The following is a 24414-nucleotide window of genomic DNA, read 5'->3' as shown; positions in this document are numbered from 1 at the left end:
TAATAGCAATTTAGACTATCAATCTTTAAGGCATTGCATTCAGCAGCTATATTGGCGCCAAAACCTTTAACATAAACAGTACAATTAACTTTATAGCTAGTAAATACTAGGGCTGTCCGTCTGCCTGTGCACAGAGGCTACAACTGCAGCTAAAACGATAATAGAGAGGAGCTTTGAAGTTATGTTAGGCATTATTTCGAATGTGATAATGCTAATGCCTATATTTTATAACAGTAAAGTAGACCTTAAAAATACCCGTTAAATCTCAATAATTAAAAAGACAATATTAACAAATAAATTCGAATCTAGATTTGGGTTTACCATTAACCTCTACCGATTCAATAAACATAGATAACGGCCTAACCCATAGCCCGCGCTCACCATACAAAGGCCGATAAACTACTAATTCTGAATCATCTTCAGAATGTTTAGCTACACCAATCACTTCATACTCGTTACCTTTATAATGACGATACTTACCAATTTTTACCGACATAGAAACCTCATTTCCTTCTTTAATCTGTTAAGTAATCTAAAATTGTTAGCTATATATAACGAATAAACAATGTAAATTTCACTGTTATAAAAGCCTAATCAACAAAAGGCAAAGTTAGTTGGTTAGTTTCTTTAGGTTCTGCTAAACCAACATTCAACCCTACTAATCTTATTCCCCGATTATCTTGACGAGACAAACCTTCTGTTAATAACTCTAAAAAATACCCCTTATCTAAGGTGTTGCTTTTATGCTCAACGGTAGTTTGTTGAAAGTCGCTAAACTTAAGTTTAATACCTTGGCTTTGAATTTGTTTATTCGCTTTTTCTAAACGCTTTTCTAATAACGGGAATAGGGCATCAATCATTTTAATACAATCAAATTCACTGTGGATGTCTTCAGCTAAAGTGCGCTCAACACCTACTGATTTACGCTTTCGCTCAACAGTTAACCCCCTCTCATCACGGCCATGGCTTCTGTCCCAAATTACTTTACCAAACTTTCCAAAGCGCTTTACCAAGTCTTCAAAGGGAAACTTCCTTACGTCAGCACAGGTATATAACCCTATATTATTAAGCTTTGCTAATGTTACTTTACCCACACCGGGTAACTTTCCTAAGGATAAGTGGTGCACAAACCCATCTAACTTTTCTGGAGTTATCACACACAAGCCGTTTGGCTTGTTTTCATCACTTGCTATTTTTGCAACGAATTTACAAGGTGCGACGCCAGCTGAAGCTGTTAGCTGTGTTTCTTCAAATATTGCGCGTCGAATATCCTCAGCAATCAAGGTGGCACTGCCCGAAAAGAGAGTACAGTTAGATACGTCTAAATATGCCTCATCCAATGAAAGGGGTTCAATTTTATCGGTATAGCGATTAAAGATACTTCTAATCTGCTTTGAAATATCGCTATAGATCTGCATTCGGCCTGGAGCTAATACTAGGTTGGGGCATAACTTTAAAGCATGGCCAGTAGCCATGGCAGAGCGCACACCATACTGTCGAGCCTGATAATTACAGGTAGAAATTACCCCTCTTCTATCTTTACTGCCTCCAATTGCAAGAGGCACATTTCGATATTCAGGGTTATCACGCATTTCGACAGCGGCATAGTAACAGTCCATATCTACATGAATTATTTTGCGCACACCTAAGACCAAAAGCTGTATGTAAAAACAGTATTTTGGCAGAATATCTTGGTAATATCTACCATTTAGACTTATATACAATAAACGCCAGACTGGCTGACGTTTATTTAGATAACTTGTATTAATAAATGGCTATCAGTAGCCATTTATAAAATTTGGTCTTTCTTCCACTCATTTAGTTTCGCTTCTCTGGCTTGTTCTTTTTCCATACGCATCTTTTTACGGTCGCAAGGCTCGGGACAATCACACGCTTTATCAATACCTAACGCACCTAAGCCTCCGCAACTCCCTGAAATGGACTTTTGTTGAAAGATATATCCTACAGACATTGCCACAGCAACGACAATAAAAAAGACGAAGGCTAGGATAAAGGTACTCATAATGAATCTCCGGTTAAATGAAAAAAGTTTTAGTGAATAGTAACAAGTTCATCAAACTTCGAACTAGTATACTCTTTAAAGTCGTTTTCTTCTTTAGTTATCAATAGAACGGCTAAGTCATGCTTTTCTGCCAATATTAATGCCTGTTCTTTACCCATAACATTCAAAGCTGTAGCGAGACCATCTGCAGTCATAGAAGACGGATGCACAACAGTGACCGACACTAAATTGTGAGTGATAGGTTTACCAGTGTTTGGGTTGATTAAATGAGAATAACGTACGCCGTCATTTTCATAATAAATACGGTAATCCCCAGAAGTGGCTACAGCGTTATCTCCTACACTAATGATTCGCTCGATTGCACGTTCGTTGGTTAACGGTTTTTCAATAGCTACGCGCCAGTCTTCACCATTTGATTTTTTACCAGATAGACGCATCTCACCGCCCACCTCAACAAGATAATCAACAATATTATGGGACTCTAAAATTTTTGCTAGCCTATCAACTCCATACCCTTTGGCAATAGTCGAAAGATCAACATAAAGATCTGGGTGTGTTTTCTCAGCGGCCTCTTCAGATAAAATAAGTTTATCTAGGCCGATTCTTTGCTGTGCAGCCATAATGTCAGTAGCAGTAGGAATTTTCTCAGGCCTAGCTTCAGGTCCGAATCCCCATAGGTTCACCAATGGCCCTACGGTGACGTCTAAAACACCATTGCTTAAGTCGCCAAGCCGCTTGGCTTCACTCATAACAAACAAAGTTTGTGCTGATAAATGAAAGGGTTCACTACTATGCCACTGATTAAACCTACTTAATTCAGAGTCCTCAATATATGTAGACATAAGCTGATTGATTTTAACTAGTTCGTCATCAACCTCTGCTTGTAATGATTCTGGTGTTATTTGTTCGGAAACGGCATATTTAATATTGTATGTTGTACCCATAGTTGGGCCAGAAAAATGAATTTCACTTTTTTGTTGGCTACATGCCATAAGAGCCGTTAAACATACAATCAACACGCAAAAACAAGTAATTTTAATTTTATGTAAACCCACAGCAATATTCCAAATTAGTGCATAAGAAAAGGGGCACTAGGCCCCTTTAAATTTTTTACAAAACGAATTTTTTATACTATCCACCAAAGTCATCTAGCATGATGTTTTCGTCTTCTACACCTAGCTCTTTCAGCATGTTAATAACTGCTGCGTTCATCATAGGTGGACCACACATGTAGAACTCACAATCTTCCGGAGCAGGGTGATCTTTAAGGTAGTTTTCTAACAATACGTTATGAATAAAGCCTGTATCACCTTCCCAATTATCTTCAGGTTGAGGATCAGATAGAGCTACATGCCACGTAAAGTTGTCATTTTCTTTTTGAAGCATGTCGAAATCTTCAACATAGAACATTTCACGTAAAGAACGAGCACCGTACCAGAACGTCATCTTACGCTTTGACTTTATACGACGTAATTGGTCAAAGATATGTGAACGCATTGGCGCCATACCCGCACCACCACCGATGAAGACCATTTCAGCGTCCGTCTCTTTAGCGAAAAACTCACCAAATGGACCAGAAATAGTTGCTTTATCACCTGGCTTAAGGCTCCAAATGTATGAAGACATTTTACCAGCTGGTAGAGACAAGTTTCTTGGTGGCGGCGTAGCAATACGCACGTTTAGCATTATTATCCCTTCTTCTTCAGGATAGTTAGCCATTGAGTAAGCACGTATAGTTTCTTCATCTACCTTTGACTCAACGTCAAAGAAGCCGAAATGGTTCCAATCGCCTTTGTACTCATCTGGCACATCAAAGTCTTTATATTTGACATGGTGAGCAGGGGCTTCGATTTGAATATAACCACCGGCTTTAAACGGCACACTCTCACCGTTAGGAATTTGAAGCTTTAATTCTTTAATGAAAGTAGCTTTGTTATCGTTAGAAATAACTTCACAATCCCACTTTTTAACACCAAAGATTTCTTCTTCAAGCTCAATAGCCATATCTTGTTTAATAGCCACCTGACAAGATAAACGGCAGCCATGTTTAGCTTCTTTTTTGCTGATATGGTCAAGTTCAGTTGGAAGAATTTCTCCGCCACCTTCCTTAATATCTACACGGCATTGGCCACAAGAACCACCACCGCCACAAGCTGAAGAAACAAAGATTCCAGCGTTAGATAATGCACCTAAAAGTTTGTCACCAGGTTGGGCTGTAATAGACTCTTGAGCCCCACCATTAATAGTAATAGTAACTTCACCCTCTGGCACCAATTTGGATTTTGCAAACATGATGATAAACACCAACGCTAATACAATAGCGATAAACATGCCTACACCAAGATAAATTTCATTTGAATTCATAATAATTCCTTAGTGGGCCGGTTACAGTGCAATACCGGTAAATGATTGAAAACCAAGGGCCATTAGCCCAGCGATCATAAATACAGATCCTAAACCACGTACACCTTCGGGCATATCCGCATATTTCAGTTTTTCACGTACAGCAGCAAGTAACGTAATCGCTATAGCCCAACCAAAACCACTACCAATACCGTATACAACACTTTCACTTAGGTTGTATTCCCGTTGTATCGCAAACGCCACACCACCAAATATTGCACAGTTAACTGTAATTAATGGTAAGAAAATACCAAGTGCGTTATACAGTGCAGGGAAGAACTTATCCAAGCTCATTTCTAAGATTTGTACTAAAGCAGCAATTACACCTATAAAGGTCAAAAAGCTTAAAAAGCTTAAGTCGGCATTTGGAAAGCCAGCCCAACCAAGAGCACCAGGCGCAAGGATGTTTGTAAATATAATTTGGTTAACAGGTACAGAAATACCTAAAACTACGATTACAGCAACCCCTAGCCCCATAGCTGTTTTTACTTTCTTAGACACTGCTAAGAAAGTACACATACCTAAGAATAAAGAGAGAGCCATGTTTTCAATGAAAACAGATTTTATAAAAATACTAAGATAATGTTCCATGAATTACTCCTTCGGCTCGACTTGCTCTGGGCGAATAGTACGAATGGCCCAAATTAAACCACCAATCAAAAAGAATGAGCTGAAAGGTAAAATTAATAAACCATTACCTTGATACCAACCGCCATTTTGAATCAAAGGCAAGATTTCGAAACCTAATATAGTTCCAAAGCCAAATAACTCTTTAATCGTACCAATAACAATCAACACCATAGAATAACCAAGACCATTTCCAATTCCATCTAAGAAAGACATGAAAGGAGGGCTCTTCATGGCGTAAGCTTCTGCCCTACCCATAACGATACAGTTAGTAATGATTAATCCAACGAACACTGATAATTGTTTCGAAATCTCATATGAATAAGCTTTCAATACTTGGTCTACAACTATTACCAAAGAAGCAATGATAGTCATTTGAATGATGATTCGAACACTAGAAGGTATCTGAGTTCTAATCATTGAGATAAACAAACTAGAAAATGCTGTTACAGTAGTTAGCGCTAACGCCATAACCAAAGCTGTTTCTAATTTAGTGGTGATTGCCAATGCTGAGCATACGCCCAGTACTTGCAAAGCGATTGGGTTATTGTCCAGAATGGGTCCAAACAATACCTTTTTCATTTCTTTTACTTCAGCCATTGTATAAACCCCTTATGATTTCCAAGTCTGGTTTTTAAGATATGGCCCGTAGCCATTCTTACCTACCCAATAAGTTAGGGTATTTTGAACACCATTACTGGTAAGTGTTGCGCCAGAAAGTGCATCAACCGCGAATTCATTATTTGCGTTTTCGCCTTTCTTAACTTGAATAGCAACATCACCATCTTTATAAAGTTTTTTACCATTCCACTTTGCTTTCCAGCTTGGGTTTTGAACTTCACCACCTAGGCCAGGAGTTTCTTTCTGCTGATAGTAAACTAATTCACGTATGGTATTGCCGTCTGCATCAACAGCTAAAAGACCATACATTAAGTCCCATAAGCCACTGCCATGCACAGGTAAAATAATACGAGTAATATCACCAGCATCATCTTTGACTAAGTAGACACTAGCTACGCTTGCACGTTGTTGAAAACCAACATTACTGCCTTCGACTTTTACAGAGTACTCAGGCTCTTTAGCGGCTTTATACATGTCGTAACCATCTTCAGGCTTTTCGACGTATTCACCAGACTCTAAATCTACAAAGCGCTCTTCTACATACTTGTCAAAAGTACCAGCTATATCACCGGCAGCTTTTTCAGTTAAACCCGCAGCTTCGATAATATTCGATTGCTTATCAATAGCGGCGTTAGTTTGTTGTAATGAACGTAAGCCTACGGCTGCGCTAGATACTATGATGGAACACACCAAACAAACAGCAACCACAACACCTACGGTTTTACCTAGAGTTTCTTTCTTAGCTGACACGAGCGATCCTCCGTTTTATATTGCTTTGGGCAACAAAATAATCAAACAAAGGTGCCCACAAGTTAGCAAACAAGATCGCTAACATCATACCTTCTGGGAATGCCGGGTTAATCACTCGAACCATGACACACATGAGACCAATTAAGATGCCATACGCCCACTTACCTTTATTCGTAAAGGACGCCGATACTGGGTCCGTTGCCATAAAGAACATACCAAAAGCAAAACCACCAGTAACTAAATGCCAATACCAAGGCATAGCAAACATAGGATTAGTGTCACTACCAACTAGATTCAATAGAGTACTAAAGATTGCACAACCAGCTAATACACCCAGCACAATGCGCCAAGATGCTATTCGCATATAAATAATAAACAAACCACCAATCATTAATGCCAGTGTAGAGACTTCACCAACAGAACCTTGCAAATTCCCGAAGAAAGCATCCCACCAATCTGCATTTAAGCTCCAATCAGTAATACTGCCAGATGCAGCTTGACTTAGAGCTGTGGCCCCGGAATAACCGTCAGCAGCAACCCAAATAGCATCACCAGAAATCTGTGCAGGGTAAGCAAAATACAAGAAAGCACGGCCAGATAAAGCAGGGTTTAAGAAGTTACGACCGGTTCCACCGAATATTTCTTTAGCGATAACCACACCGAAGGTAATACCTAAAGCGGCTTGCCATAAAGGAATAGTAGCCGGTAAAGTTAGTGCGAATAAAACAGAAGTAACAAAGAAACCTTCATTTATTTCATGTTTTCTGACTGAAGCAAATAATACTTCCCAGAAACCACCAACAGCAAATACAGTTGCATAGATAGGAACAAAGAAACACGCTCCATACAACATTAAGCCAAACCATCCAGTAGTGGCACTTAACTCACCGCCCAACATTTGGAACAAGCCAGCTTGCCAAAATGCAGTGGCAGTATCAGCCCAAACAGCACCATCAATGATAGCTAATTGCGCTTGTTGACCAACATTAAACATACCGTAAAACATGGCTGGAAATGTCGCCATCCACACCATTATCATAATACGTTTTAAATCAACGCTATCTTTTACGTGCGTAGTCGATTTTGTCACCGAGCCTGGTGTGTAAAAAATGGTTGCTGCAGCTTCGTAAAGCGCATACCACTTTTCGTATTTTCCACCTGGTTCAAAATCAGGTTCAATTTTTTCTAAATATGCCTTTAAACCCATGATTAACCCTCTTTCTCAATCTGGTCTAGACATTCACGCAAGATTGGACCGTAATTATATTTGCCAGGGCAAACATAAGTACATAATGCCAAATCTTCTTCGTCTAGCTCCAAGCAACCTAAACTTTGCGCACCGTCTGTATCACCTGAAATTAAGTCTCTAAGTAACAAGGTAGGCAAAATATCTAAAGGCATAATACGTTCATAGTTTCCAATTGGAACCATTGAACGGTCTGAACCATTAGTAGTGGTTGTCATGTTAAATAATTTCTTCGGGCTGAAATGCCCTAAATATGCGCGGGTTACCGAGTGCTGATTAACACCTGGTTTGATCCAACCTAAGAACTCTTTTTCTCGACCTTCAAGTAGTACTGAAACCTGATTATGAAAACGACCTAGAAATCCATGGGGGCCACTTGCATTCGTTCCTTGTAAAACTGAACCCGATAAAACACGCATTTCACCGTCATTAGTTTCACCAGACGTTAGCTCTGCTAAATCAGCACCCAATATAGTACGAACTAAACGCGGTTTTTTAACCTCTGGGCCAGCTAAAGAAACAACCTTACGATTATCTAACTCACCAGTAGTAAACAAAGCGCCGATAGCAAGTACATCTTGATAACCAACATGCCAAATCATCTTGTTTTGACCTGCGCCATCAAGGAAGTGGATATGTGTCCCAACTAACCCAGCAGGATGACATCCGGCAAACTCATTTACTTCAACATTAGCGCTACCAGTTGCAATATCTGCCCCAGGTGCTTTGTTAACGTAAACTTTACCATCAGTTAAACGACCCAATGTCAGTAAACCATTTGCAAAATCTTCGCTTCGTTCAGCAATCACAATTTGAGGATCAGCTGCTAACGGATTGGTATCCATCACACTAACAAAGATTGAGTTTGGTTTTGAATCAAGTGCAGGCGCTTTACTGAATGGACGGGTACGAATTGCAGTCCACATTCCTGAGTTGACTAGATTTTCCTGGACTTTGGCAGCATCCAATGAAGCTAGCTCAGCACTGCTATATTTAGCAAATACTTCACTTTCATCACCTTCAAGTTGAACAACAACCGATTGCAAAACACGTTTTGCACCACGGTTAACTGCAACTACAGTACCAGAAGCAGGGGCGGTAAATTTAACACCAGGGTTCTTTTTATCTTCAAAAAGAATTTGGCCTTTCTTTACTTTATCACCTTGCTGAACATGCATAGTAGGTCGCATGCCATTATATTCTTCGCCCAAGATAGCAACTCTGGTAACAGAATTTCCATCATGGATTTCTTGTTTTGGCGCTCCCTGAATAGGAAGATCTAACCCTTTCGTGATTTTTATCATACGCAATAGCACTACTCTAAATTAATACACAACACCATTAGGCTCTTTGGTACGTCCTAGTATAGGCTAGACCTATAAAAACCTAATGGTGGTGAGTATTAGTTGTTATTAAAATTATTCCGCTGCAACTTCATGCGGTTTAGAATGACACACTTACTATTTATCTAAATTTAGCCGCAACAATCGTATATCTGCATGTAAAAAATTGCAGGCAACCACAATTGAAGCGCGAATTTTAGCATTAACCGCACCAATTCTTCCATGCAATTTATTGTTTAACCGCAATTTTTATAATGTTTTTCTCAAATATACCTTAAAAATGACAAATATCGTTTTATTAAATAACAAAAAACCGTCATAAGACGGTTTAATTAATATCTAATAAGCACAGAGCGCTACCAATCCGCTAAAGGCTCAACGTCAGCGTCATAATCAACACCTGATACATCAAATCCAAACAACTTCAAAAATTCATGATGGTAACCAGCATAGTCACTTAACTCATGAAAATTATCTTGAGTAACTTGATCCCATAATGCTTTAATTTTCGCCTGAGTAGCATCGTTTGTTTCTTTATCATTCATATACAAACGACCCATTTCATCCACTTCTGGGGCTGCTTGAATCAATTTGTCAGTAAACAAATCATATATTTGCTCAATACAACCTTGGTGGGTACCTTCTTCTTTCATTACTTTATATATAAGTGAAATATACAAGGGCATAACAGGGATAGCTGAACTGGCTTGAGTAACCAGTGCTTTCAGTGAAGAAACATAGGCTTGAACATTTTTGCTCGCTTTAGTTTTTACAATTTCAGCGGCAGCTCTGTCTAAATCTTCTTTAGCTTTACCTATTGTCGCTTGACCATAGATCGGCCAAGTTAACTCTTTACCCACATAAGTATATGCGGTGGTTTTACAACCATCGGCAAGTAAATCAGCTTGATCTAACGCTTCTAACCATAATTCCCAATCTTCACCACCCATAACTTTGATAGTGTGATCAATCTCTTCTTGGCTTGCAGGCTCAAGACTGATGTCATGTACTTTATCTTTGTCTGTGTCATAGGTTTTAGTGGTGTAAGCCTCACCAACAGGTTTTAACGTCGACTTAAATGTCTCCCCTGTTTTAGGATCCGTTCTACGAGGAGAAGCAAGACTATAGATAACCAAATCGACTTTACCCATATCGGCTTTTAAGGTTTCAATAGTTTGCTGCTTTAACTCATCTGAAAACGCATCACCGTTTAGTGTTTTAGCATACAAACCTGCAGCTTCCGCTTTAGCATGAAACCCAGCTGTATTATACCAACCAGCGGTGCCGGTCTTGCGCTCGGTGGGTGGTTTTTCGAAACACACCCCTAAGGTTTTCGCTCCGCCACCAAACGCAGACACAATTCTTGAAGCTAGGCCATATCCAGTAGAGCATCCAATTACTAATACGTTTTTAGGAGCATCCGTTAGCTCGCCTTGTGATTTCACATAATCAATTTGTTGTTGAACATTAGCTGCACATCCGACCGGGTGTGCATTAGTACAAATAAAGCCACGGATCTTCGGCTTAATAATCATAAAGATATCCTATTCAAAAAATTGGACGCATTGTATAGCCAATGCACAGCAAAACACATCTGAACAGCTGATGTGCGTATACACTTGTGATTCTGTTAACCTGTTTTATGAGTCAGCACTAACCAAAGAGCATGAACAAGGCCAGGGATCCCACCTAATAAAGTTAACACTATATTAATAAAGAAATGGGCAGATAAGCCAACTTGTAGAAACGCGCCTACAGGAGGCAGAAATATAGCTAAGATTAGATTAATGGGGTTGACTTTTTGCACAATGATTTCCTTTAAATTTAGTTACTAACATCTGAACGATTTTTATAATATTCAAGCTCAGAAACCTTATGGTAATCCATAGCTTTTAGCTGAAAGCTTAAATATGAATCGTATACTTTCTTAAATGTAGGGTCCGCCGCCGCATGCTCTTGCATTACTTCAAGAGAAGCTTGTTTTAAAGCTTGTATTACATCACTGGGTAAAGCACGCATATCAACCTTATGTTTAGTCTTTAATGTTTGCATTGCATCCATATTGCGGGCGGTATACTCATCCATAATATCTTGGTTAGCGGCTTGTGTTGCAATTTCGACTATAGCTTGTAGATCTTCAGGCAATGACTCATACGCCTTCTCGTTCACAATAAACTCCAAAGCAGAACCTGGCTCATGCCAACCAGAATAATAGTAGAATTCAGCGGCTTTATGTAACCCAAAGGCTAAATCATTATATGGACCAACCCATTCGGTGCCATCAATAGCTCCAGACTGTAAAGATGTAAAGATTTCAGCGCCACTTAGTGCCACAGGGATCCCTCCAACCTTTTTGAAGACCTCTCCCCCCAAACCTGGGATCCTCATCTTTAAACCTTGCACATCAGCGATAGAATTAATTTCTTTCTTAAACCAACCAGCAAACTGCACCCCAGTATTTCCCCCCGTAAAAGGAATTAAACCAAAAGGTTTATATATCTCGCGCCATAGCTCAAGGCCTCCACCGTAATGAAGCCAACCATTGGTTTCTTGCACGTTCATACCGAAAGGAATAGCAGTAAAGATCTGCGCAGCGGAAGATTTACCTTTCCAATAATAAGACGCAGAATGGCCAATTTGCGCAGTGCCTTGAGCAACCGCATCAAACACTTCGGTACCAGGGACTAATTCTCCTGCACCATATACTTTAATGGTTAACCTGCCCCCAGACATTCGCTCTACGTTTTTCGCAAAGGTTTCTGGGCCTCGCCCTATACCAGGAAAGTTCTTTGGCCATGAAGTAACCATTTTCCACTTATAGGTTTTCTGAGGTTCAGCTACCCCATTTTCAGATTTTGGCTGCTCTTGACCACAGCCAAATAATACTAAGCTACTCGCCACAACAATGACGAATTTTGTACAATAAACTCTTATTTTATTAAACATAAACTCTCTAACCATAAACGACTTCTGGTAACCACGTAACTAAACTAGGCCATATTGCCATCCCAATCAACAGCATAACTTGCAGTATGATAAAGGGCATGACCCCTTTATAAATGTCTGATGTTTGTACCGATTCCGGTGCTACACCACGCAAATAAAACAAAGCGAATCCAAATGGGGGGGTTAAAAATGACGTTTGTAAATTTACAGCAATCATAATCCCCAGCCATATAGGATCAATCCCCATTGCTAACAAAACCGGAGCAACTAAAGGCACAACAACAAAGGTAATTTCGATAAAGTCTAAAATAAACCCTAAAACAAAAATCACTAACATCACCACAAGTACTGCAGCAAACACACCACCTGGAAGTTGGTTAAACAAATGTTCTATTAACTCTTCACCACCAAAGCCACGAAAAACTAACGAGAAAATGGAAGCACCGATTAAAATTAAGAACACCATTGAGGTCACTTTAGTGGTAGTTAACATCACCTCTTTCAGTTTCGCTATACTCAATTGTTTCTGAGCCAATGCTAACAGAAGAGCCCCTGACGCCCCCACTCCTGCCGCTTCTGTTGGGGTTGCAAAACCACCAAGAATTGCACCTAACACCAAAAAAATAAGCAGTAACGGAGGTAAAAGTGCCCCTAAAAAAGCCAACCAAGAAATATTGCTTTTTTCAGGAGCCACTTTAGGGACTTTTTCAGGCTGTAACCAAGTCACGGCCACCACATACAATAAATAAAGTGAAACTAAAATGGCACCCGGCACAATTGCACCAACGAAAAGATCACCAACAGACACTGACTCTGGGGAGAAAATTCCCATATTGAGCTGAGCTCTTTGGTAAGCACTAGATAACACATCGCCCAGCAATACTAAGGCAATAGAAGGTGGGATAATTTGCCCTAGGGTACCCGTTGCACAAATACTGCCTGTTGCAAAACTAGGGGCGTAGCCTTGCTTAAGCATAGTGGGCAAGGACAATAAGCCCATTGTCACAACCGTCGCCCCCACAATTCCGGTACTAGCGGCTAATAATGCCCCCACTAAAATAACAGAAATAGCGAGACCACCTCGGTATTGTCCAAATAATTGGGTCATAGCATTAAGTAGGTTTTCAGCGACTTTGGATTTTTCTAACGTCACTCCCATAAATACAAATAAGGGCACCGCAATTAAGGTTTGATTCGTTAAAATTCCATACAAGCGACTGGGAACAGCGTTCAAATAAGCTTGTTCAAATTGCCCCGTTAAAATCCCAAAACCCGCAAACAAAATCGCTGTGCCAGCCAAAGAGTAAGCGACTGGAAACCCCATTAGTAAAACACCACATACCACTAAAAACATCAATATAGACACATATTCCATTATGCCTGTACCTCAATTGACGACGCAGCTGTCCCTTTAAACAATAAAACGTTGCGAATAAGTTCAGCCAAACCTTGCAAATTCATTGTTATAGCAAATACCAAGATAAAACTTTTGAGCACAAAAACTAAAGGCAAGCCACCAGCCTCAGGAGAGGACTCCATCAAGGTCCATGCATTGATTACATAATCAAAGCTCAGAAAGAAAATCAGAAAATTGACAGGCATAAGCAACAATAAAGTGCCCGTTATATCTACCAGAGCTTGCTTACGTTTACTCATTTTCCGATAAAAAATATCAACACGAACATGCTCATTGACCTTTAATGTATGGGCTGCTCCTAATAAAAATACTGCAACATGCAAATACATAACCGACTCTTGCATGGCGACCCAACCTAGGTTAAAGCCATATCGCAATACAACAATTAGCAAAGTCACAAGCACCATAATCAAGGTAAACCAGCTCACTAGTTGGCATAAGCGGTGATGAAACTCATCAATCAACTGCTGTAAAGCAACCCCTTGTTTTATAAACATTAAAATCCTTTAGCCTGTTATTGCTTCTTAGAGCCGCCCATACAATTCGGTGACATGGGGGCCTCCCCAAAATTCTTTTGCCACTCGTCTTTTGTATAAGTATGTAAGGCTAGCGCGTGAATATCATTTGCCAATTGCTCTTTTAATATTGCGTTCACTGCCCTATGTCTTTTAATCAAACGCTCCCCTTCAAAGCTTTCAGATACCATGATGACTTTAAAATGACTTTCAGATCCCTCTGGCACGTTGTGCATATAACTTTCGTTTATGACCTCAAGATGCTCAGGCTTAAAGTGCTCGACTATTTTTGTTTCTATAACCGTTTGGATTTTCATTGAGTTTCCGATATCAAATACACTAATTAATTTTTTAAGCTTATTCGTTTAAACCGCTAATAATACCCTAAGGCAAAGATAATTTGTTAGAGAAAACAAATTGATATCCTAAAAATAAGGCGAATTCACTAAAGTTTACCTCGTTTCAATTTTTCAGATTTGATTCCCCTAGCAGCAGCCGAACATTCTTGGTCGTGGTATCATGGTTGCAATTAAAATATAAAACTTCATAGCTTCTATTTAGGCACCCATCTAAAAAATGAATACACGTTTAACCCTATTAAACAGAAATTTACAATTAGTTCGTTATCCAGAAAGTTTACAACACCCAAGTTGGCAAGCATGGGACGCCGCTGACGAGTACTTAATCGAGTATGTTGAACAACACTTGGATGGGGCTAGAGGCAAAACAGTTAGGATTATCAATGATGATTTTGGTGCACTAGCTTGCTGGTTTGCTGGTACTAAACCAACATGGGTAAGTGACTCCTATGTAGCCAAACAAGCGTGTTTATTAAACCTTAATAAAAACCAAATAGACGTAACACAGATTATATTTAATGACTCTGTAAACCCTGTTTCAAGCAAGGTTGATATAATCCTTTTAAAAATACCCAAAACTAATGCCTTATTAGAGCAACAACTCATAGACTTACAATTAAGCGTTACCGCTTCTACTAAGGTCATCGCTGCAGGCAAAGCCGCATTAATTCCTAAATCTATGTTGGCCTTATTTGAAAAATACCTAGGGCCAACTACTACCTCACTGGCTAAGAAAAAAGCGCGTTTAGTATTCTGTGAACCTGCAGCTGATAAGTCTAACCCTAGTCCTTATCCAACTATTTGGTATACAGAAAAACCACGATTTAAAATCTGCAATCTAGCTAATGTGTTTGCACGGCAGCAACTAGATATAGGAGCGCGCTTTATTCTAGAGCACTTCAGAAAACTACCGAGCTTTGAGAACAAAACCATTGTCGACTTAGGGTGTGGTAACGGGGTACTAGGGTTACATGTGCTCAATGATAGCAACCCTAAAAAGGTTATCTTTGTAGATGAATCTTATATGGCTGTTGCGTCTGCCAAACTTAATATTGAAAAAAATATTCCCGACAAGCTCCACCTATGTGAGTTTAGAGTTGATAACTGCCTAGAAGACTTCAGACAAGAGCCAAACAACAACCAAGTCGATTTAGTGCTCTGTAACCCCCCTTTTCATCAACAAAACACCATTACTGATCACATTGCTTGGCAAATGTTTACTGATGCGAAAGCAACTTTGAACAAAGGTGGGCAGTTGTGTGTTGTAGGTAACCGCCATTTAGATTATCCCAAGAAACTGAAAAGACTGTTTGGGGACACGTCTGTGGTTGCAACCGGCAAAAAATTCAGTATTTTATCTGCTACTAAATGATCATTTTTATCTAGGAACCGCTTCTACACCGAATAAATTAGTTATTACACCTTAGTTCGTAAAGTATCTTTTCTCAAAAAAAGCTTTACTTTAAACTTGAAATTTAAAATATTGAATGACAGATGAATTAATCTCTTTAACCGTTGTTCAACAGCGAGTTTATAAATTCCAAAATTCGGGGCCCTCAGTCACTGTCCTCATTGATTAGAGCAGTTCTTTAGCAGTTTAAAATCCCGCAACCAACTACTGAGCACTTAAAAATGAGGTGACCGCGTATAGGCGCTATTACAATTTATAGCGGATTCATATGGCTAACGGCGATTTGTCACTAATAGAGAATAAGTAACCTTTCTTAAGAAAGGTGTCCTGAATTAACTTTACAGAACAATTTAACATGGGTATATTTCAGTTGTTGCTTAAACCTTCAACCGATCGATATCTCAGTTGGCGATGAGCTTAAGAAACTTAACCTTAGAAGAGAAAAATGAAAATATATATATTCTGCTTATTAGCTTTGGGGGCTTTCAATGTAAAGGCAGCGTCCACTTGGAGTTATGGAAATGTAAAGATTGTCGAGTCATATTCAGACTATGCTTTTATCCAATGGAACGGCTCAAATACCCAATCATGCTCAAAAAACGTAGTATACTTTTCTACTAGCACATTAGGCAGTGAAAAGGCATTTGATAGAGGTTTTAGTTTAGCGTTAACTGCTTTGACAACTGGTAAACCAATAAGATTTAAATTGAATGGTTGCTATGGTGAACGCCTAAATGCAGATGTAGTTCAAATATGTGCTGATGATGATTGCTCACATGGCTAAGAATCATAATGATTAATTGAACCTAGCTTTCGATTTTGTTTATTTTAGCGACCCGAATTCAACACCCAAGTGCACCACATGCGGTAACATCTTATAAACAAAAGCATTCTTGAGCATTTGCTAATTTAGCAAATGCGACCAAGCATAACAGAGTCAGAGTAAACTTTTTCTAGGTCTGCCAATATTAGCTGTCATCATTCGCCTTCTTGTCAGTGCTTCCAGTTCCTTTTTGAAATATTGGCTACCTAAGGCAAGATCTTTATTTGTGTTCTCTCTTATTTCTGTCAATAAATACCCTTCTACATGATGATGAAATAGCTCCCTATTGTGCTTTGTCGGTCACTTTCACTGCCTCCCAAATTTAAATATAGGGCATATGGCGTGCATAAATCAGAATGTTTATCTAGGCCGTTTACTTGATAACTACACCATTTGTATTCCGATGGCTCTCTTGCCATACCCGCTCGAACTGGATTAAGTTCAATATATCTGTAGAGCTCCAACAAGTAATCTTCCGATTCAACCAAACAGAATTTAAAACGCCCTCCCAAAGTGTTCCACTGTATCTGTCCGGTAAAGCACATCTAGTAGTTAGGGATTGTAAATTTGAAAATACCTTCTCATTATTTATCGGAGATATTATGAAGCATAAAACACTAGAAGGGTGGCGAGAATCGATTACTCAACAAAAATCGAGTGGATTAAGTATTGTTGATTTTTGTCAAAAGCTCAGGTTGAGTACATCAAGCTTTTATAAATTTCGTGGTCAATCACAACAGCAAGTTAACCCGCCTCGATTTGTCAAAGCTGGCAAGCCTGCTACTTACGCAACCATTCATCGGTAACTATCAGGGTCAGAACAATGTTACTTATTTAATGTTCATCTGACCCCAAAAGTTTCTTTCAACATCCATCTAGTGTAATAATTTAGTTTTACTATTAATTTATAGTAGTATTTTAATTTTGAAGAATTTGAAAATACTTCAAATTTTCTACTCCAGAATGTATGGTGCAATTATTATATCCTTCAATTTTAACATTTGATTTGGTAGCGTGAGCGGATAAAACTAAGCCTAGTGTAACTTGCCCTATTGACGTACTTGGGTCGAAAACATAAGTCCAGGTACTGTTAGTATTACAACTTGCTTTTGTCGCATTGGGAGGAATTGATAACGCAATAAATACCTTACCGGCATAATTTGGCCCGCTTAAAATTTGGGTGATTTTAGTAGAACTAACTATACTAGAAAGAGACATTGTAGGAACTATTGTCAAAATCAATCCCATTACCAATTTTTTACATTTCAAATTTTTGCTCCTTTTTACTGAAAGTAGTCGTGTTAAACAATTTTTAAAAATAATGAAAATCGCCACGTTATTATACAATGAACAGCAATCAACATTTAATGTTCATCTTCCTCTATTAATTCAAACTAGCTCTTATCACAATATTATAAATAGAATTGGAACTAACGAATAGACTACATTACTCGAACTCGCTGGAAACGTCTCTCCTTCTGGGAGATTAATCTGTTGATCTATTCCTATATTAGAAAAGTTGTCTTGAGTTCCATCAGGCCAAAGTACATTAATATCGACTGTAGAAGCATTACCACCCAATCCAAAATGTAAATTTAAGTCATTTTGATTACCCTCTGATGTCCCCCCTTCTACTTGCCTAGTGAGGATACTATCTCCTGAGAAAACTCTGACTTGTGCACCTATTGCATGTTGGTTAATGTTGTTATCATCACCTTTTAAATGGATTTTAATCCAATGGTTTTGACTAGTTTCATTGTTTACAAAAAACTTCCCTCCGCTAACTAAATCTAAATCGCCATCGTTATCAAAGTCAGCCCATGCTACCTGATAGGTTGTTTTAACATTATTAAGTCCGTTGCTTGAAGTAACATCAGTAAAATTAAAACCACCAATATTTCTATATAATCTTGCTTCATCTCCTGCATAGGAATAAACCGTTGTAAAAAAGAAATCAATTAACCCGTCGTTATCAAAGTCGGCAAGTGCTGGATTTGCATACGACTCCTGCCAGTACGCTCCGGTAAGCCGTAATTTTTTAGTGAAAATTTTACCTGGTTGGTTATTTTTATAAATAAGTGCTTTTGGATTATAAGAATGTGCGAAATTTCCGGCAATTAAATCTAACCACCCATCATTATCAAAGTCGCCCCAAGAAGAACCTATAGTATGAGCACCAGACACTTTCCATTGAGAGTCAGTGGCTGGATCAGTGCCATCATCTACGTTGTATTTTGCAGCGCTTTCTAGCCACTGCCCGCTGTTCGCTGAAAGGTTCTCCCATAGAGAATTGGGCTGTAGACGATAATTCGATAAGTAAATATCTTGGTCACCATCTCGGTCAAAATCAGCAGCAGCTACACCCCTAGTTCGACGGCAAGAGTTTATATCAATGTAATTTGGTTGTATGATGTAATTAAACGTTTCCCCCATTTCATTAATTAATATGTAATCGGCGTAACATATTTCCGGAGTTAAAGTTTCATAGCCTGCGACATATAGGTCAAGCCACCCATCATTATTGACATCTACCCATGCAGCAGCTCTTGTTGGGATACTTTCTTTTGGTACAGTAACAGTTTCGAATAAATCGCTGCCATCTACATTTCGTTTGATAACCTTCTGAGTATAAAGGTATAAATCTAGGTAACCATCATTGTCAAAGTCTCCCCAGATTCCAGGTCCAAAATCAGTTGAAATTGATGTAAAACTTACCCCCTTATTATTACGATATAAAGTACTTCCCGCAAGGAGATCTGGGTAACCATCATTATTATAATCCCCCCAAGCAGCTTTAGCTGGCTCATTGCCAACGAGACCAGGTATTAAATCAACAGTTTTATCAATAAAATCAGAATATGAAGGCCAGCTTAAAACTACAAGACCTAATGCAGTAATATAGAGTAAACGAGGATTGCTTAAAATAGATTGCATGCTTACTTAACTCCTTTTATTTTCATTAATTAAATATCAACAACTCTCGATAAAAGCTTACCAGTGAAGAGAATCACTGGTAAGCTCGATAAGAATAGGTACTGTAAGTACTAAAAACAAAGCTCAGCCTTCAATAGATCCCCTTACCCTGTTTCCTTTACAAACTTGTATTAACAAAACCTAAATATTTGAATTTGCCTCAAACTTTCTGCTCCGGAATATATGCTGCAACTCCCCAAAGGCTTTTTACACTTTATTTAACAGTACATTAGAATAAGACTATGCAAATTCAGTATTTATCTACTGACGAGCTGAGTTAAATAGGTTGTGTCTGGCGCTGTTGCAATTGAAATTCACTTTTGTCGTATAGAACAGAGTTTTAGTGTAAGTAATACATTACCCCATATAATATTCTTGGCTTCTTTGGACTTGAGTGGAGATAACTATTGTCAAAAAAATTTAAGTCGCCATTACAAAAATCAACCCCACTAGTAATTTTCAAGATGTAATATACTATTTCTTTTTAAAAAGACATTAAACTAACAATCCCTTAATGCCTATGTATGAACAAAACCAATAGAATGACGTTACTATTTACAGTTTCATCTATGTTAATTTAATAAATTTATAGAAACTGCGGATAGGCAGTCCGTCGTGCTAGTATAGCTATAAATTTCAATTGTCTTGTTTGTTACTAACGCAGTTGTGGCTAAAGCAAAAGCTCTCTCAAAAGTTCCATTTGTACCTGCGAATGACAGCTGGAACTTAACTTTTCCAGCACAGTTATCTATTGAGCCTCCTGCTGAGTAATAGACCCAGAAAGCATCACTATTACTTGACGTTGATGACATCTGTGTAATGGTTACAGTTTTTGCAAGGAATCCTTGTGCACCAAATGAGCTGATAGAGGTAGCCAGAAAAATAAAAGAAATCACCGATTTATATATATATTTTGTAAACATTTTAATTAAGTATCCTGATTGATTAAGGTGTTCATAGGCTAAACTTACTAGTTTGTCACTTATCCCCAGCATTACTAATTATCTTGCTAAGAGCTAAAGTAAAGTTCTGATATTGTAATAACGCTTTTGCTAGTCTTCTTCTGAAACAAATTTACTAATAAGAACATCAACACAAAAGCTTTATTCTTATTTATATTGCTTAAAACTGAAATTTCATTATTTAACAAACACAGCTAACATGCAAGGTAAAAAAAACACACAAAACAGTCACTGATGCCAACAGTTTGAAAAGTATTCACTCTATTTTTGCGCTGGTCAGAGACGTTGATTTAGATAATGCCTTTAAAACGTTTAGATTTCCTATCGCCACCTCTCGCTAGTTAAAAGCTTACAGAGACACCCAAATTAATAACCTACTTAAATACTTTCCAATCAACAAGCATAAAATGGTTTGAATAAGCTATTTGGTGGTTTTCCACATTTGGGTTTGAGAATAATTTGGCGGGTATGGTTTAAATTTACTTAAATTGGTGACGCTGAGTAAATTTCGGGCAGCATGACTTAGCCATAAAACTGGTTGGGGAAACGAGTTAGCGATAAATTAACCGTGTTGCAATAACGCTCTAGACTTTGCCATACCTCGTATTCGTCGATGGTCTGTGTGGTGTTTGAATTGTTGCAACATATGTTCACTGCCTACTGCGGTTGAGAAGTGTTGTTCAAACTCTGTGGTAAGGGTTAACCACTGTTCATTGTCTAGCCCTAGTCGTTCTAGAATAGGACTGTGATGGTGTTCGATGTGACCGGCTTTATCTTCTCGAATACATCTACCTGTGCAATCGACTAATTCACAATAATCTATTACGTTATACGCAATGCCCTTAGGCATGTTTTGCCTGTGATTGCCCACAAACGGCATGAGCTTTTTAGGTTGCTCACCTTTGTTCAAGGACTGAATGCGATGTTGGATACTGGTGTGTTTGGAGGTTTCGGGCGTCGTATTCATTTTGGCGCGAATAGGGTTTAAGTCGACATAGGCCATGCAGGCTAACACGGCAGATTCATCTAATAGAGCTTGGGACTTAAAACGCCCTTCCCAGAATCTACCCGTGCAACCGTCTTCCTTGTTTGCCTCACGGGCTATATATTCATTCAGGTTACGCATCAGCCAACTTATGTCATATAAACGCTGGCGGTATACATAAATCGTTTCATCAAAGGCTATACGCTCACTGTTCGTTAAGTCGTCGCCTTTTAAATATTTTTGTGTAATTAACGTGCATTTATGCAGCTTGCACCACCGGTTTAAGACCTCTTCTTGCGTCCAACCTTCAGCTTGGGGTTTATCCACATACAAAACCACATGAGTGTGGTTACTCATCACCGCATAAGCTGCGATATCGATAGAAAATACTGACGCTAAGAACAATAGCCTTTCCTCTACCCAACCCCGCCTATGTTCATAATTTTGGCCTGTAACCTTGTCTTCACCGCACAAAAAAGAACGACGAACACATCGGGAAAAGCAATGATAATAAGGGGTATCTACAAGACTAATTTGGCTTTTACGGGACTGAGGCATAACACACCATCCTTGGTTGTTTTAATAACCTAAAGCTTAGAACAAAGCTGTGATTTAGCTAACTTTAAAAATGGGTGTCTTGTTTATTCAACAAGACTGCAGCATGACTACAAAATGAAGATATAAATAATGTGAGTAAAATAGCTGTTTTTTTTCAAAATAATTACTACTAAGTGTAAGTACAGGAAAATTAAATTACCATGACAGCTAAATAATAATCAATATCTTTATTGTTAAGAATAAGTTCATTTTTGTTAAATGTTATTGTCAGAGTTGGTTATACCCTTTGAACCCTTTAAGTTTCCCTAAAAAGACTGTTTGGGGACACGTCTGTGGTTGCAACCGGCAAAAAATTCAGTATTTTATCTGCTACTAAATGATCATCGTATTTAAAGGTCAACTTTCTATGCTTAAAGTATTACTTATTCTATCTTCGCTTATTCTCACTACAGCCAGCTTTGCTAAGTCCAAATTAGACGGCTCTCATATTCAACCCGATAACTTTTATCCTAGAGTGAAAATGGAAACCACTATGGGAGATATTATTGTTGAATTGAACCGCTCAAGAGCACCCATTACGGTTAATAATTTTTTGCGTTACGTTGAAAAGCGTAGCTACGAAGACACTATGTTTCATAGAGTGATAACAGACTTTGTGGTTCAAGGTGGGGAATACTCAATAAGTTTAATCGAGGTATTCTAGCCACCGTTACTTGGTTTCATAAATAGAAGGTACAACTTAAGTGTATATGGCTAAATCAGAAAATCAATTTCTCTGCCCCATTGATTCAACCATACAAAGTAACCCAGTACTCAAAGAAACCTATCAACGATTAGTGGCCGCTGGAAAACCCAAAAAGGAGGCTATCATTGCCTGAATTAGAAAGATGGTTGTTATCTTAAATTCGATGCTAAGAGACTCGACAATATGGGAAGTGCCAAAGACGATAAATTAGCTATTGATGCAACAGTCTCTTGTTATATTTATGGCCTTTTGATTTGTAAAACACCTATAGGTCTAACATTCGATATTCCGCACCAAGAGATAGATTCTGACGCGTTGAAATAACCTATTGGTGCTTGAGTAGCTAAAAGTGATAACCCAATTGAAAGAATTCGATCAACTCTCTTCTCTCCAACTTCACTTTTTAAAGCAACTAGCCAGCCAACATTTTCAACATAAATTCCTACATCATTTCCGCAGGTATACACATTTGTTACTTTCTCATTTTCTGCAGAAGCAGTCGCTGATATAGCCAATACACAAAAACTTAATAATATTTTTTTCATGTTTTCATTTCTCCTTAAAAATATAACACCCCCAACAGGGGATTTTATGAGCGCTTTTCAGCGAGTATAATTGATCTTCACCCGATAAAATGGACACGATCCATCATAACTACATAGACACCCAAAATAATAACTTACTTAAATACTTTCCAATCAACAAGCATAAAATGGTTTGAATAAGCTCTTTCGTGGTTTTCTACATTTGGGTTTGAGAATAATTTTGCGGGTATGTATTAAATTGACTTAAATTGGTGACAATACTTAAATTGCGGGCAGCATAATTTAGCCAATGGGTAAAACTATCGGAAAACTATCGGAAAACTATCGGGGTCAGAACAACGTAACTATCGGGGTCAGAACAACGTTATTTTCTAGGTCTTAGACTTCCTCCATCCCAATTTCCTACCAGGTGGCAGTGAATTCAATCGGCGCCCAGTTAACATCTCTAACTCTCCTTTAAACCTATCATTTCCTAAAGCCATCCCTGAATGAATTGTTTTTCTAATCTCATCAAGTAACTCACCCTCGAGATGATATGTGAACATTTCTCTATAACTTGCTTGCCTTTCGTTATCATTGCGTCCCAGTGCTAAATAAAGTGGGTGATGAGTACATAAGTCAGAAGTTTTACCTAGAGCATTAATTTGATAGCTCGACCATGCGTAGTCCGACGGGTCTTTAACCATGCACGCCCTTACAGGGTTTAATTCGATATATCTATGCAGGTGTAAAAAATATTGTTCTTCTTCTACCAAACAAGATTTATAGCGACCTTCCCATAATGTTCCTGAACGCCGATAACTGCGATTAAAATAGCGTACATATACTCTACCTAAGGCTTGCATCATCAAGCTAATGCCATTTTCTTTAAACGGCGTACATAATAAGTGAACATGGTTTGTCATTAACACCCAAGCATGTACCGCAACACCAAATTTTGAAGAGAACGTCTTCAGCCAACCAATGTAAGCATAAAAGTCTTGTTCACTACCAAAGCAAATCTGGCGATTATTACCTCTTTGAATAACATGTTGTGGAAAACCAATCGGGCAAACTCGGGGAAGGCGACTCATTCGATATCCTTATCTCTGAACGAAAAACCTTAGTATAGACAACTACATCTAAATCACTTCAAGACTTATTAATTTAATGTTCATCTGAC

Annotated in this window: 25 protein-coding genes and 2 pseudogenes; 5 read left to right on the top strand and 22 right to left on the bottom strand. The window is 38.5% G+C overall.

Going from position 1 to position 24414, the window contains the following annotated elements; all coding sequences use genetic code 11:
* Window positions 1–286: 286 nt before the first annotated feature.
* The 16 genes from ABJE44_RS12085 to ABJE44_RS12010 all read right to left on the bottom strand — a co-directional run bounded on the left by ABJE44_RS12085 (window position 287) and on the right by ABJE44_RS12010 (window position 14208).
* Window positions 287–496: a DUF1653 domain-containing protein gene (locus ABJE44_RS12085; RefSeq protein ID WP_348110327.1), complete on the bottom strand. Its 210-nt coding sequence runs from the start codon at window positions 494–496 to the stop codon at window positions 287–289.
* A gap of 94 nt (window positions 497–590) precedes the next feature.
* On the bottom strand, window positions 591–1643 hold the full coding sequence (gene dinB, locus ABJE44_RS12080; protein WP_348110326.1) for a DNA polymerase IV: 1053 nt from the start codon (window positions 1641–1643) through the stop codon (window positions 591–593).
* A gap of 146 nt (window positions 1644–1789) precedes the next feature.
* Window positions 1790–2023, bottom strand: coding sequence for a (Na+)-NQR maturation NqrM (gene nqrM, locus ABJE44_RS12075; RefSeq protein WP_348110325.1), 234 nt, complete (start codon window positions 2021–2023; stop codon window positions 1790–1792).
* Between the two features lie 29 nt (window positions 2024–2052).
* Window positions 2053–3015 (bottom strand): FAD:protein FMN transferase, encoded by a 963-nt coding sequence (locus ABJE44_RS12070; RefSeq protein ID WP_348110462.1) that lies wholly within the window; start codon window positions 3013–3015, stop codon window positions 2053–2055.
* A 139-nt stretch (window positions 3016–3154) separates the two neighbouring features.
* Window positions 3155–4387: an NADH:ubiquinone reductase (Na(+)-transporting) subunit F gene (gene nqrF, locus ABJE44_RS12065; RefSeq protein ID WP_133467930.1), complete on the bottom strand. Its 1233-nt coding sequence runs from the start codon at window positions 4385–4387 to the stop codon at window positions 3155–3157.
* 21 nt (window positions 4388–4408) lie between these two features.
* The gene (gene nqrE / locus ABJE44_RS12060) at window positions 4409–5017 is read right to left on the bottom strand and encodes an NADH:ubiquinone reductase (Na(+)-transporting) subunit E (protein ID WP_133467932.1); all 609 of its coding nucleotides are present in this window, start codon (window positions 5015–5017) and stop codon (window positions 4409–4411) included.
* Window positions 5018–5020: 3 nt separating this feature from the next.
* Entirely contained in the window at window positions 5021–5653 is a 633-nt protein-coding gene (locus ABJE44_RS12055; RefSeq protein ID WP_133467934.1) for an NADH:ubiquinone reductase (Na(+)-transporting) subunit D, read from the bottom strand.
* 12 nt (window positions 5654–5665) lie between these two features.
* Entirely contained in the window at window positions 5666–6424 is a 759-nt protein-coding gene (locus tag ABJE44_RS12050) for a Na(+)-translocating NADH-quinone reductase subunit C (protein WP_348110324.1), read from the bottom strand.
* Complete coding sequence (locus tag ABJE44_RS12045) at window positions 6414–7631, bottom strand: NADH:ubiquinone reductase (Na(+)-transporting) subunit B (RefSeq protein WP_348110323.1); 1218 nt, start codon at window positions 7629–7631, stop codon at window positions 6414–6416. Before ABJE44_RS12045 ends, ABJE44_RS12050 begins: the two co-directional genes overlap by 11 nt.
* Window positions 7632–7633: 2 nt before the next feature.
* A complete protein-coding gene (locus tag ABJE44_RS12040) occupies window positions 7634–8974 on the bottom strand; it encodes a Na(+)-translocating NADH-quinone reductase subunit A (protein ID WP_348110322.1) in 1341 nt (446 codons plus the stop codon).
* 395 nt (window positions 8975–9369) lie between these two features.
* Window positions 9370–10548 (bottom strand): enoyl-ACP reductase FabV, encoded by a 1179-nt coding sequence (gene fabV, locus ABJE44_RS12035; RefSeq protein ID WP_348110321.1) that lies wholly within the window; start codon window positions 10546–10548, stop codon window positions 9370–9372.
* Between the two features lie 95 nt (window positions 10549–10643).
* On the bottom strand, window positions 10644–10820 hold the full coding sequence (locus tag ABJE44_RS12030; protein WP_348110320.1) for a YqaE/Pmp3 family membrane protein: 177 nt from the start codon (window positions 10818–10820) through the stop codon (window positions 10644–10646).
* A gap of 17 nt (window positions 10821–10837) precedes the next feature.
* Window positions 10838–11959 carry a TRAP transporter substrate-binding protein DctP gene (gene dctP, locus ABJE44_RS12025; RefSeq protein ID WP_348110319.1) on the bottom strand — a complete coding sequence of 374 codons (1122 nt, stop codon included), beginning with the start codon at window positions 11957–11959 and terminating at the stop codon, window positions 10838–10840.
* Between the two features lie 7 nt (window positions 11960–11966).
* Window positions 11967–13334 (bottom strand): TRAP transporter large permease subunit, encoded by a 1368-nt coding sequence (locus ABJE44_RS12020; RefSeq protein ID WP_348110318.1) that lies wholly within the window; start codon window positions 13332–13334, stop codon window positions 11967–11969.
* Window positions 13334–13873: a TRAP transporter small permease subunit gene (locus tag ABJE44_RS12015; RefSeq protein ID WP_348110317.1), complete on the bottom strand. Its 540-nt coding sequence runs from the start codon at window positions 13871–13873 to the stop codon at window positions 13334–13336. Before ABJE44_RS12015 ends, ABJE44_RS12020 begins: the two co-directional genes overlap by 1 nt.
* Before the next feature lie 17 nt (window positions 13874–13890).
* Window positions 13891–14208 (bottom strand): BolA/IbaG family iron-sulfur metabolism protein, encoded by a 318-nt coding sequence (locus ABJE44_RS12010; RefSeq protein ID WP_348110316.1) that lies wholly within the window; start codon window positions 14206–14208, stop codon window positions 13891–13893.
* Between the two features lie 259 nt (window positions 14209–14467).
* Here ABJE44_RS12010 and ABJE44_RS12005 point away from each other — a divergent pair, with 259 nt between their 5' ends.
* The 3 genes from ABJE44_RS12005 to ABJE44_RS11995 all read left to right on the top strand — a co-directional run bounded on the left by ABJE44_RS12005 (window position 14468) and on the right by ABJE44_RS11995 (window position 17290).
* Window positions 14468–15622 (top strand): methyltransferase, encoded by a 1155-nt coding sequence (locus tag ABJE44_RS12005; RefSeq protein WP_348110315.1) that lies wholly within the window; start codon window positions 14468–14470, stop codon window positions 15620–15622.
* Window positions 15623–16106: 484 nt separating this feature from the next.
* Window positions 16107–16445 carry a DUF5992 family protein gene (locus tag ABJE44_RS12000; protein WP_348110314.1) on the top strand — a complete coding sequence of 113 codons (339 nt, stop codon included), beginning with the start codon at window positions 16107–16109 and terminating at the stop codon, window positions 16443–16445.
* A 641-nt stretch (window positions 16446–17086) separates the two neighbouring features.
* The gene (locus ABJE44_RS11995) at window positions 17087–17290 is read left to right on the top strand and encodes a hypothetical protein (RefSeq protein ID WP_348110313.1); all 204 of its coding nucleotides are present in this window, start codon (window positions 17087–17089) and stop codon (window positions 17288–17290) included.
* A 112-nt stretch (window positions 17291–17402) separates the two neighbouring features.
* Here ABJE44_RS11995 and ABJE44_RS11990 read toward each other — a convergent pair whose 3' ends face one another.
* From ABJE44_RS11990 to ABJE44_RS11975, 4 genes are all read right to left on the bottom strand, one after another.
* Window positions 17403–17753, bottom strand: a complete 351-nt coding sequence (locus ABJE44_RS11990; RefSeq protein ID WP_348110312.1) for a hypothetical protein — start codon at window positions 17751–17753, stop codon at window positions 17403–17405.
* A gap of 135 nt (window positions 17754–17888) precedes the next feature.
* Window positions 17889–19418: a CRTAC1 family protein gene (locus ABJE44_RS11985; RefSeq protein ID WP_348110311.1), complete on the bottom strand. Its 1530-nt coding sequence runs from the start codon at window positions 19416–19418 to the stop codon at window positions 17889–17891.
* A gap of 611 nt (window positions 19419–20029) precedes the next feature.
* Entirely contained in the window at window positions 20030–20380 is a 351-nt protein-coding gene (locus ABJE44_RS11980; RefSeq protein WP_348110310.1) for a DUF5992 family protein, read from the bottom strand.
* A 601-nt stretch (window positions 20381–20981) separates the two neighbouring features.
* Window positions 20982–21962, bottom strand: a complete 981-nt coding sequence (locus tag ABJE44_RS11975) for a transposase (RefSeq protein WP_348110309.1) — start codon at window positions 21960–21962, stop codon at window positions 20982–20984.
* A gap of 406 nt (window positions 21963–22368) precedes the next feature.
* Here ABJE44_RS11975 and ABJE44_RS11970 point away from each other — a divergent pair.
* Window positions 22369–22632, top strand: a pseudogene (locus tag ABJE44_RS11970) (peptidylprolyl isomerase); the annotation flags it as partial.
* 112 nt (window positions 22633–22744) lie between these two features.
* Window positions 22745–22918: pseudogene (locus ABJE44_RS11965) on the top strand (IS110 family transposase); the annotation flags it as partial.
* A 28-nt stretch (window positions 22919–22946) separates the two neighbouring features.
* On the opposite strand, the gene ABJE44_RS11960 reads toward ABJE44_RS11965, so the two are convergent.
* A complete protein-coding gene (locus ABJE44_RS11960) occupies window positions 22947–23252 on the bottom strand; it encodes a hypothetical protein (RefSeq protein WP_348110308.1) in 306 nt (101 codons plus the stop codon).
* 371 nt (window positions 23253–23623) lie between these two features.
* A complete protein-coding gene (locus ABJE44_RS11955) occupies window positions 23624–24325 on the bottom strand; it encodes a transposase (protein ID WP_348110307.1) in 702 nt (233 codons plus the stop codon).
* Window positions 24326–24414: the final 89 nt, after the last annotated feature.

This window comes from Paraglaciecola sp. (assembly GCF_039942875.1).
Taxonomy (GTDB): Bacteria; Pseudomonadota; Gammaproteobacteria; order Enterobacterales; family Alteromonadaceae; genus Paraglaciecola.
Note: the sequence above shows the minus strand (reverse complement) of the source record. Positions and strands in the feature narration are given on the sequence as shown.

Excerpts from the sequence above, each read along its gene's own strand:
- ABJE44_RS12085 (WP_348110327.1), bottom strand. The coding sequence starts at position 496 with ATGTCGGTAAAAATTGGTAAGTATCGTCATTATAAAGGTAACGAGTAT.
- nqrM (WP_348110325.1), bottom strand. The coding sequence starts at position 2,023 with ATGAGTACCTTTATCCTAGCCTTCGTCTTTTTTATTGTCGTTGCTGTG.
- ABJE44_RS12070 (WP_348110462.1), bottom strand. The coding sequence starts at position 3,015 with ATGGCATGTAGCCAACAAAAAAGTGAAATTCATTTTTCTGGCCCAACT.
- nqrF (WP_133467930.1), bottom strand. The coding sequence starts at position 4,387 with ATGAATTCAAATGAAATTTATCTTGGTGTAGGCATGTTTATCGCTATT.
- nqrE (WP_133467932.1), bottom strand. The coding sequence starts at position 5,017 with ATGGAACATTATCTTAGTATTTTTATAAAATCTGTTTTCATTGAAAAC.
- ABJE44_RS12055 (WP_133467934.1), bottom strand. The coding sequence starts at position 5,653 with ATGGCTGAAGTAAAAGAAATGAAAAAGGTATTGTTTGGACCCATTCTG.
- ABJE44_RS12045 (WP_348110323.1), bottom strand. The coding sequence starts at position 7,631 with ATGGGTTTAAAGGCATATTTAGAAAAAATTGAACCTGATTTTGAACCA.
- ABJE44_RS12040 (WP_348110322.1), bottom strand. The coding sequence starts at position 8,974 with ATGATAAAAATCACGAAAGGGTTAGATCTTCCTATTCAGGGAGCGCCA.
- fabV (WP_348110321.1), bottom strand. The coding sequence starts at position 10,548 with ATGATTATTAAGCCGAAGATCCGTGGCTTTATTTGTACTAATGCACAC.
- dctP (WP_348110319.1), bottom strand. The coding sequence starts at position 11,959 with ATGTTTAATAAAATAAGAGTTTATTGTACAAAATTCGTCATTGTTGTG.
- ABJE44_RS12020 (WP_348110318.1), bottom strand. The coding sequence starts at position 13,334 with ATGGAATATGTGTCTATATTGATGTTTTTAGTGGTATGTGGTGTTTTA.
- ABJE44_RS12015 (WP_348110317.1), bottom strand. The coding sequence starts at position 13,873 with ATGTTTATAAAACAAGGGGTTGCTTTACAGCAGTTGATTGATGAGTTT.
- ABJE44_RS12010 (WP_348110316.1), bottom strand. The coding sequence starts at position 14,208 with ATGAAAATCCAAACGGTTATAGAAACAAAAATAGTCGAGCACTTTAAG.
- ABJE44_RS12005 (WP_348110315.1), top strand. The coding sequence starts at position 14,468 with ATGAATACACGTTTAACCCTATTAAACAGAAATTTACAATTAGTTCGT.
- ABJE44_RS12000 (WP_348110314.1), top strand. The coding sequence starts at position 16,107 with ATGAAAATATATATATTCTGCTTATTAGCTTTGGGGGCTTTCAATGTA.
- ABJE44_RS11995 (WP_348110313.1), top strand. The coding sequence starts at position 17,087 with ATGAAGCATAAAACACTAGAAGGGTGGCGAGAATCGATTACTCAACAA.
- ABJE44_RS11985 (WP_348110311.1), bottom strand. The coding sequence starts at position 19,418 with ATGCAATCTATTTTAAGCAATCCTCGTTTACTCTATATTACTGCATTA.
- ABJE44_RS11980 (WP_348110310.1), bottom strand. The coding sequence starts at position 20,380 with ATGTTTACAAAATATATATATAAATCGGTGATTTCTTTTATTTTTCTG.
- ABJE44_RS11975 (WP_348110309.1), bottom strand. The coding sequence starts at position 21,962 with ATGCCTCAGTCCCGTAAAAGCCAAATTAGTCTTGTAGATACCCCTTAT.
- ABJE44_RS11960 (WP_348110308.1), bottom strand. The coding sequence starts at position 23,252 with ATGAAAAAAATATTATTAAGTTTTTGTGTATTGGCTATATCAGCGACT.
- ABJE44_RS11955 (WP_348110307.1), bottom strand. The coding sequence starts at position 24,325 with ATGAGTCGCCTTCCCCGAGTTTGCCCGATTGGTTTTCCACAACATGTT.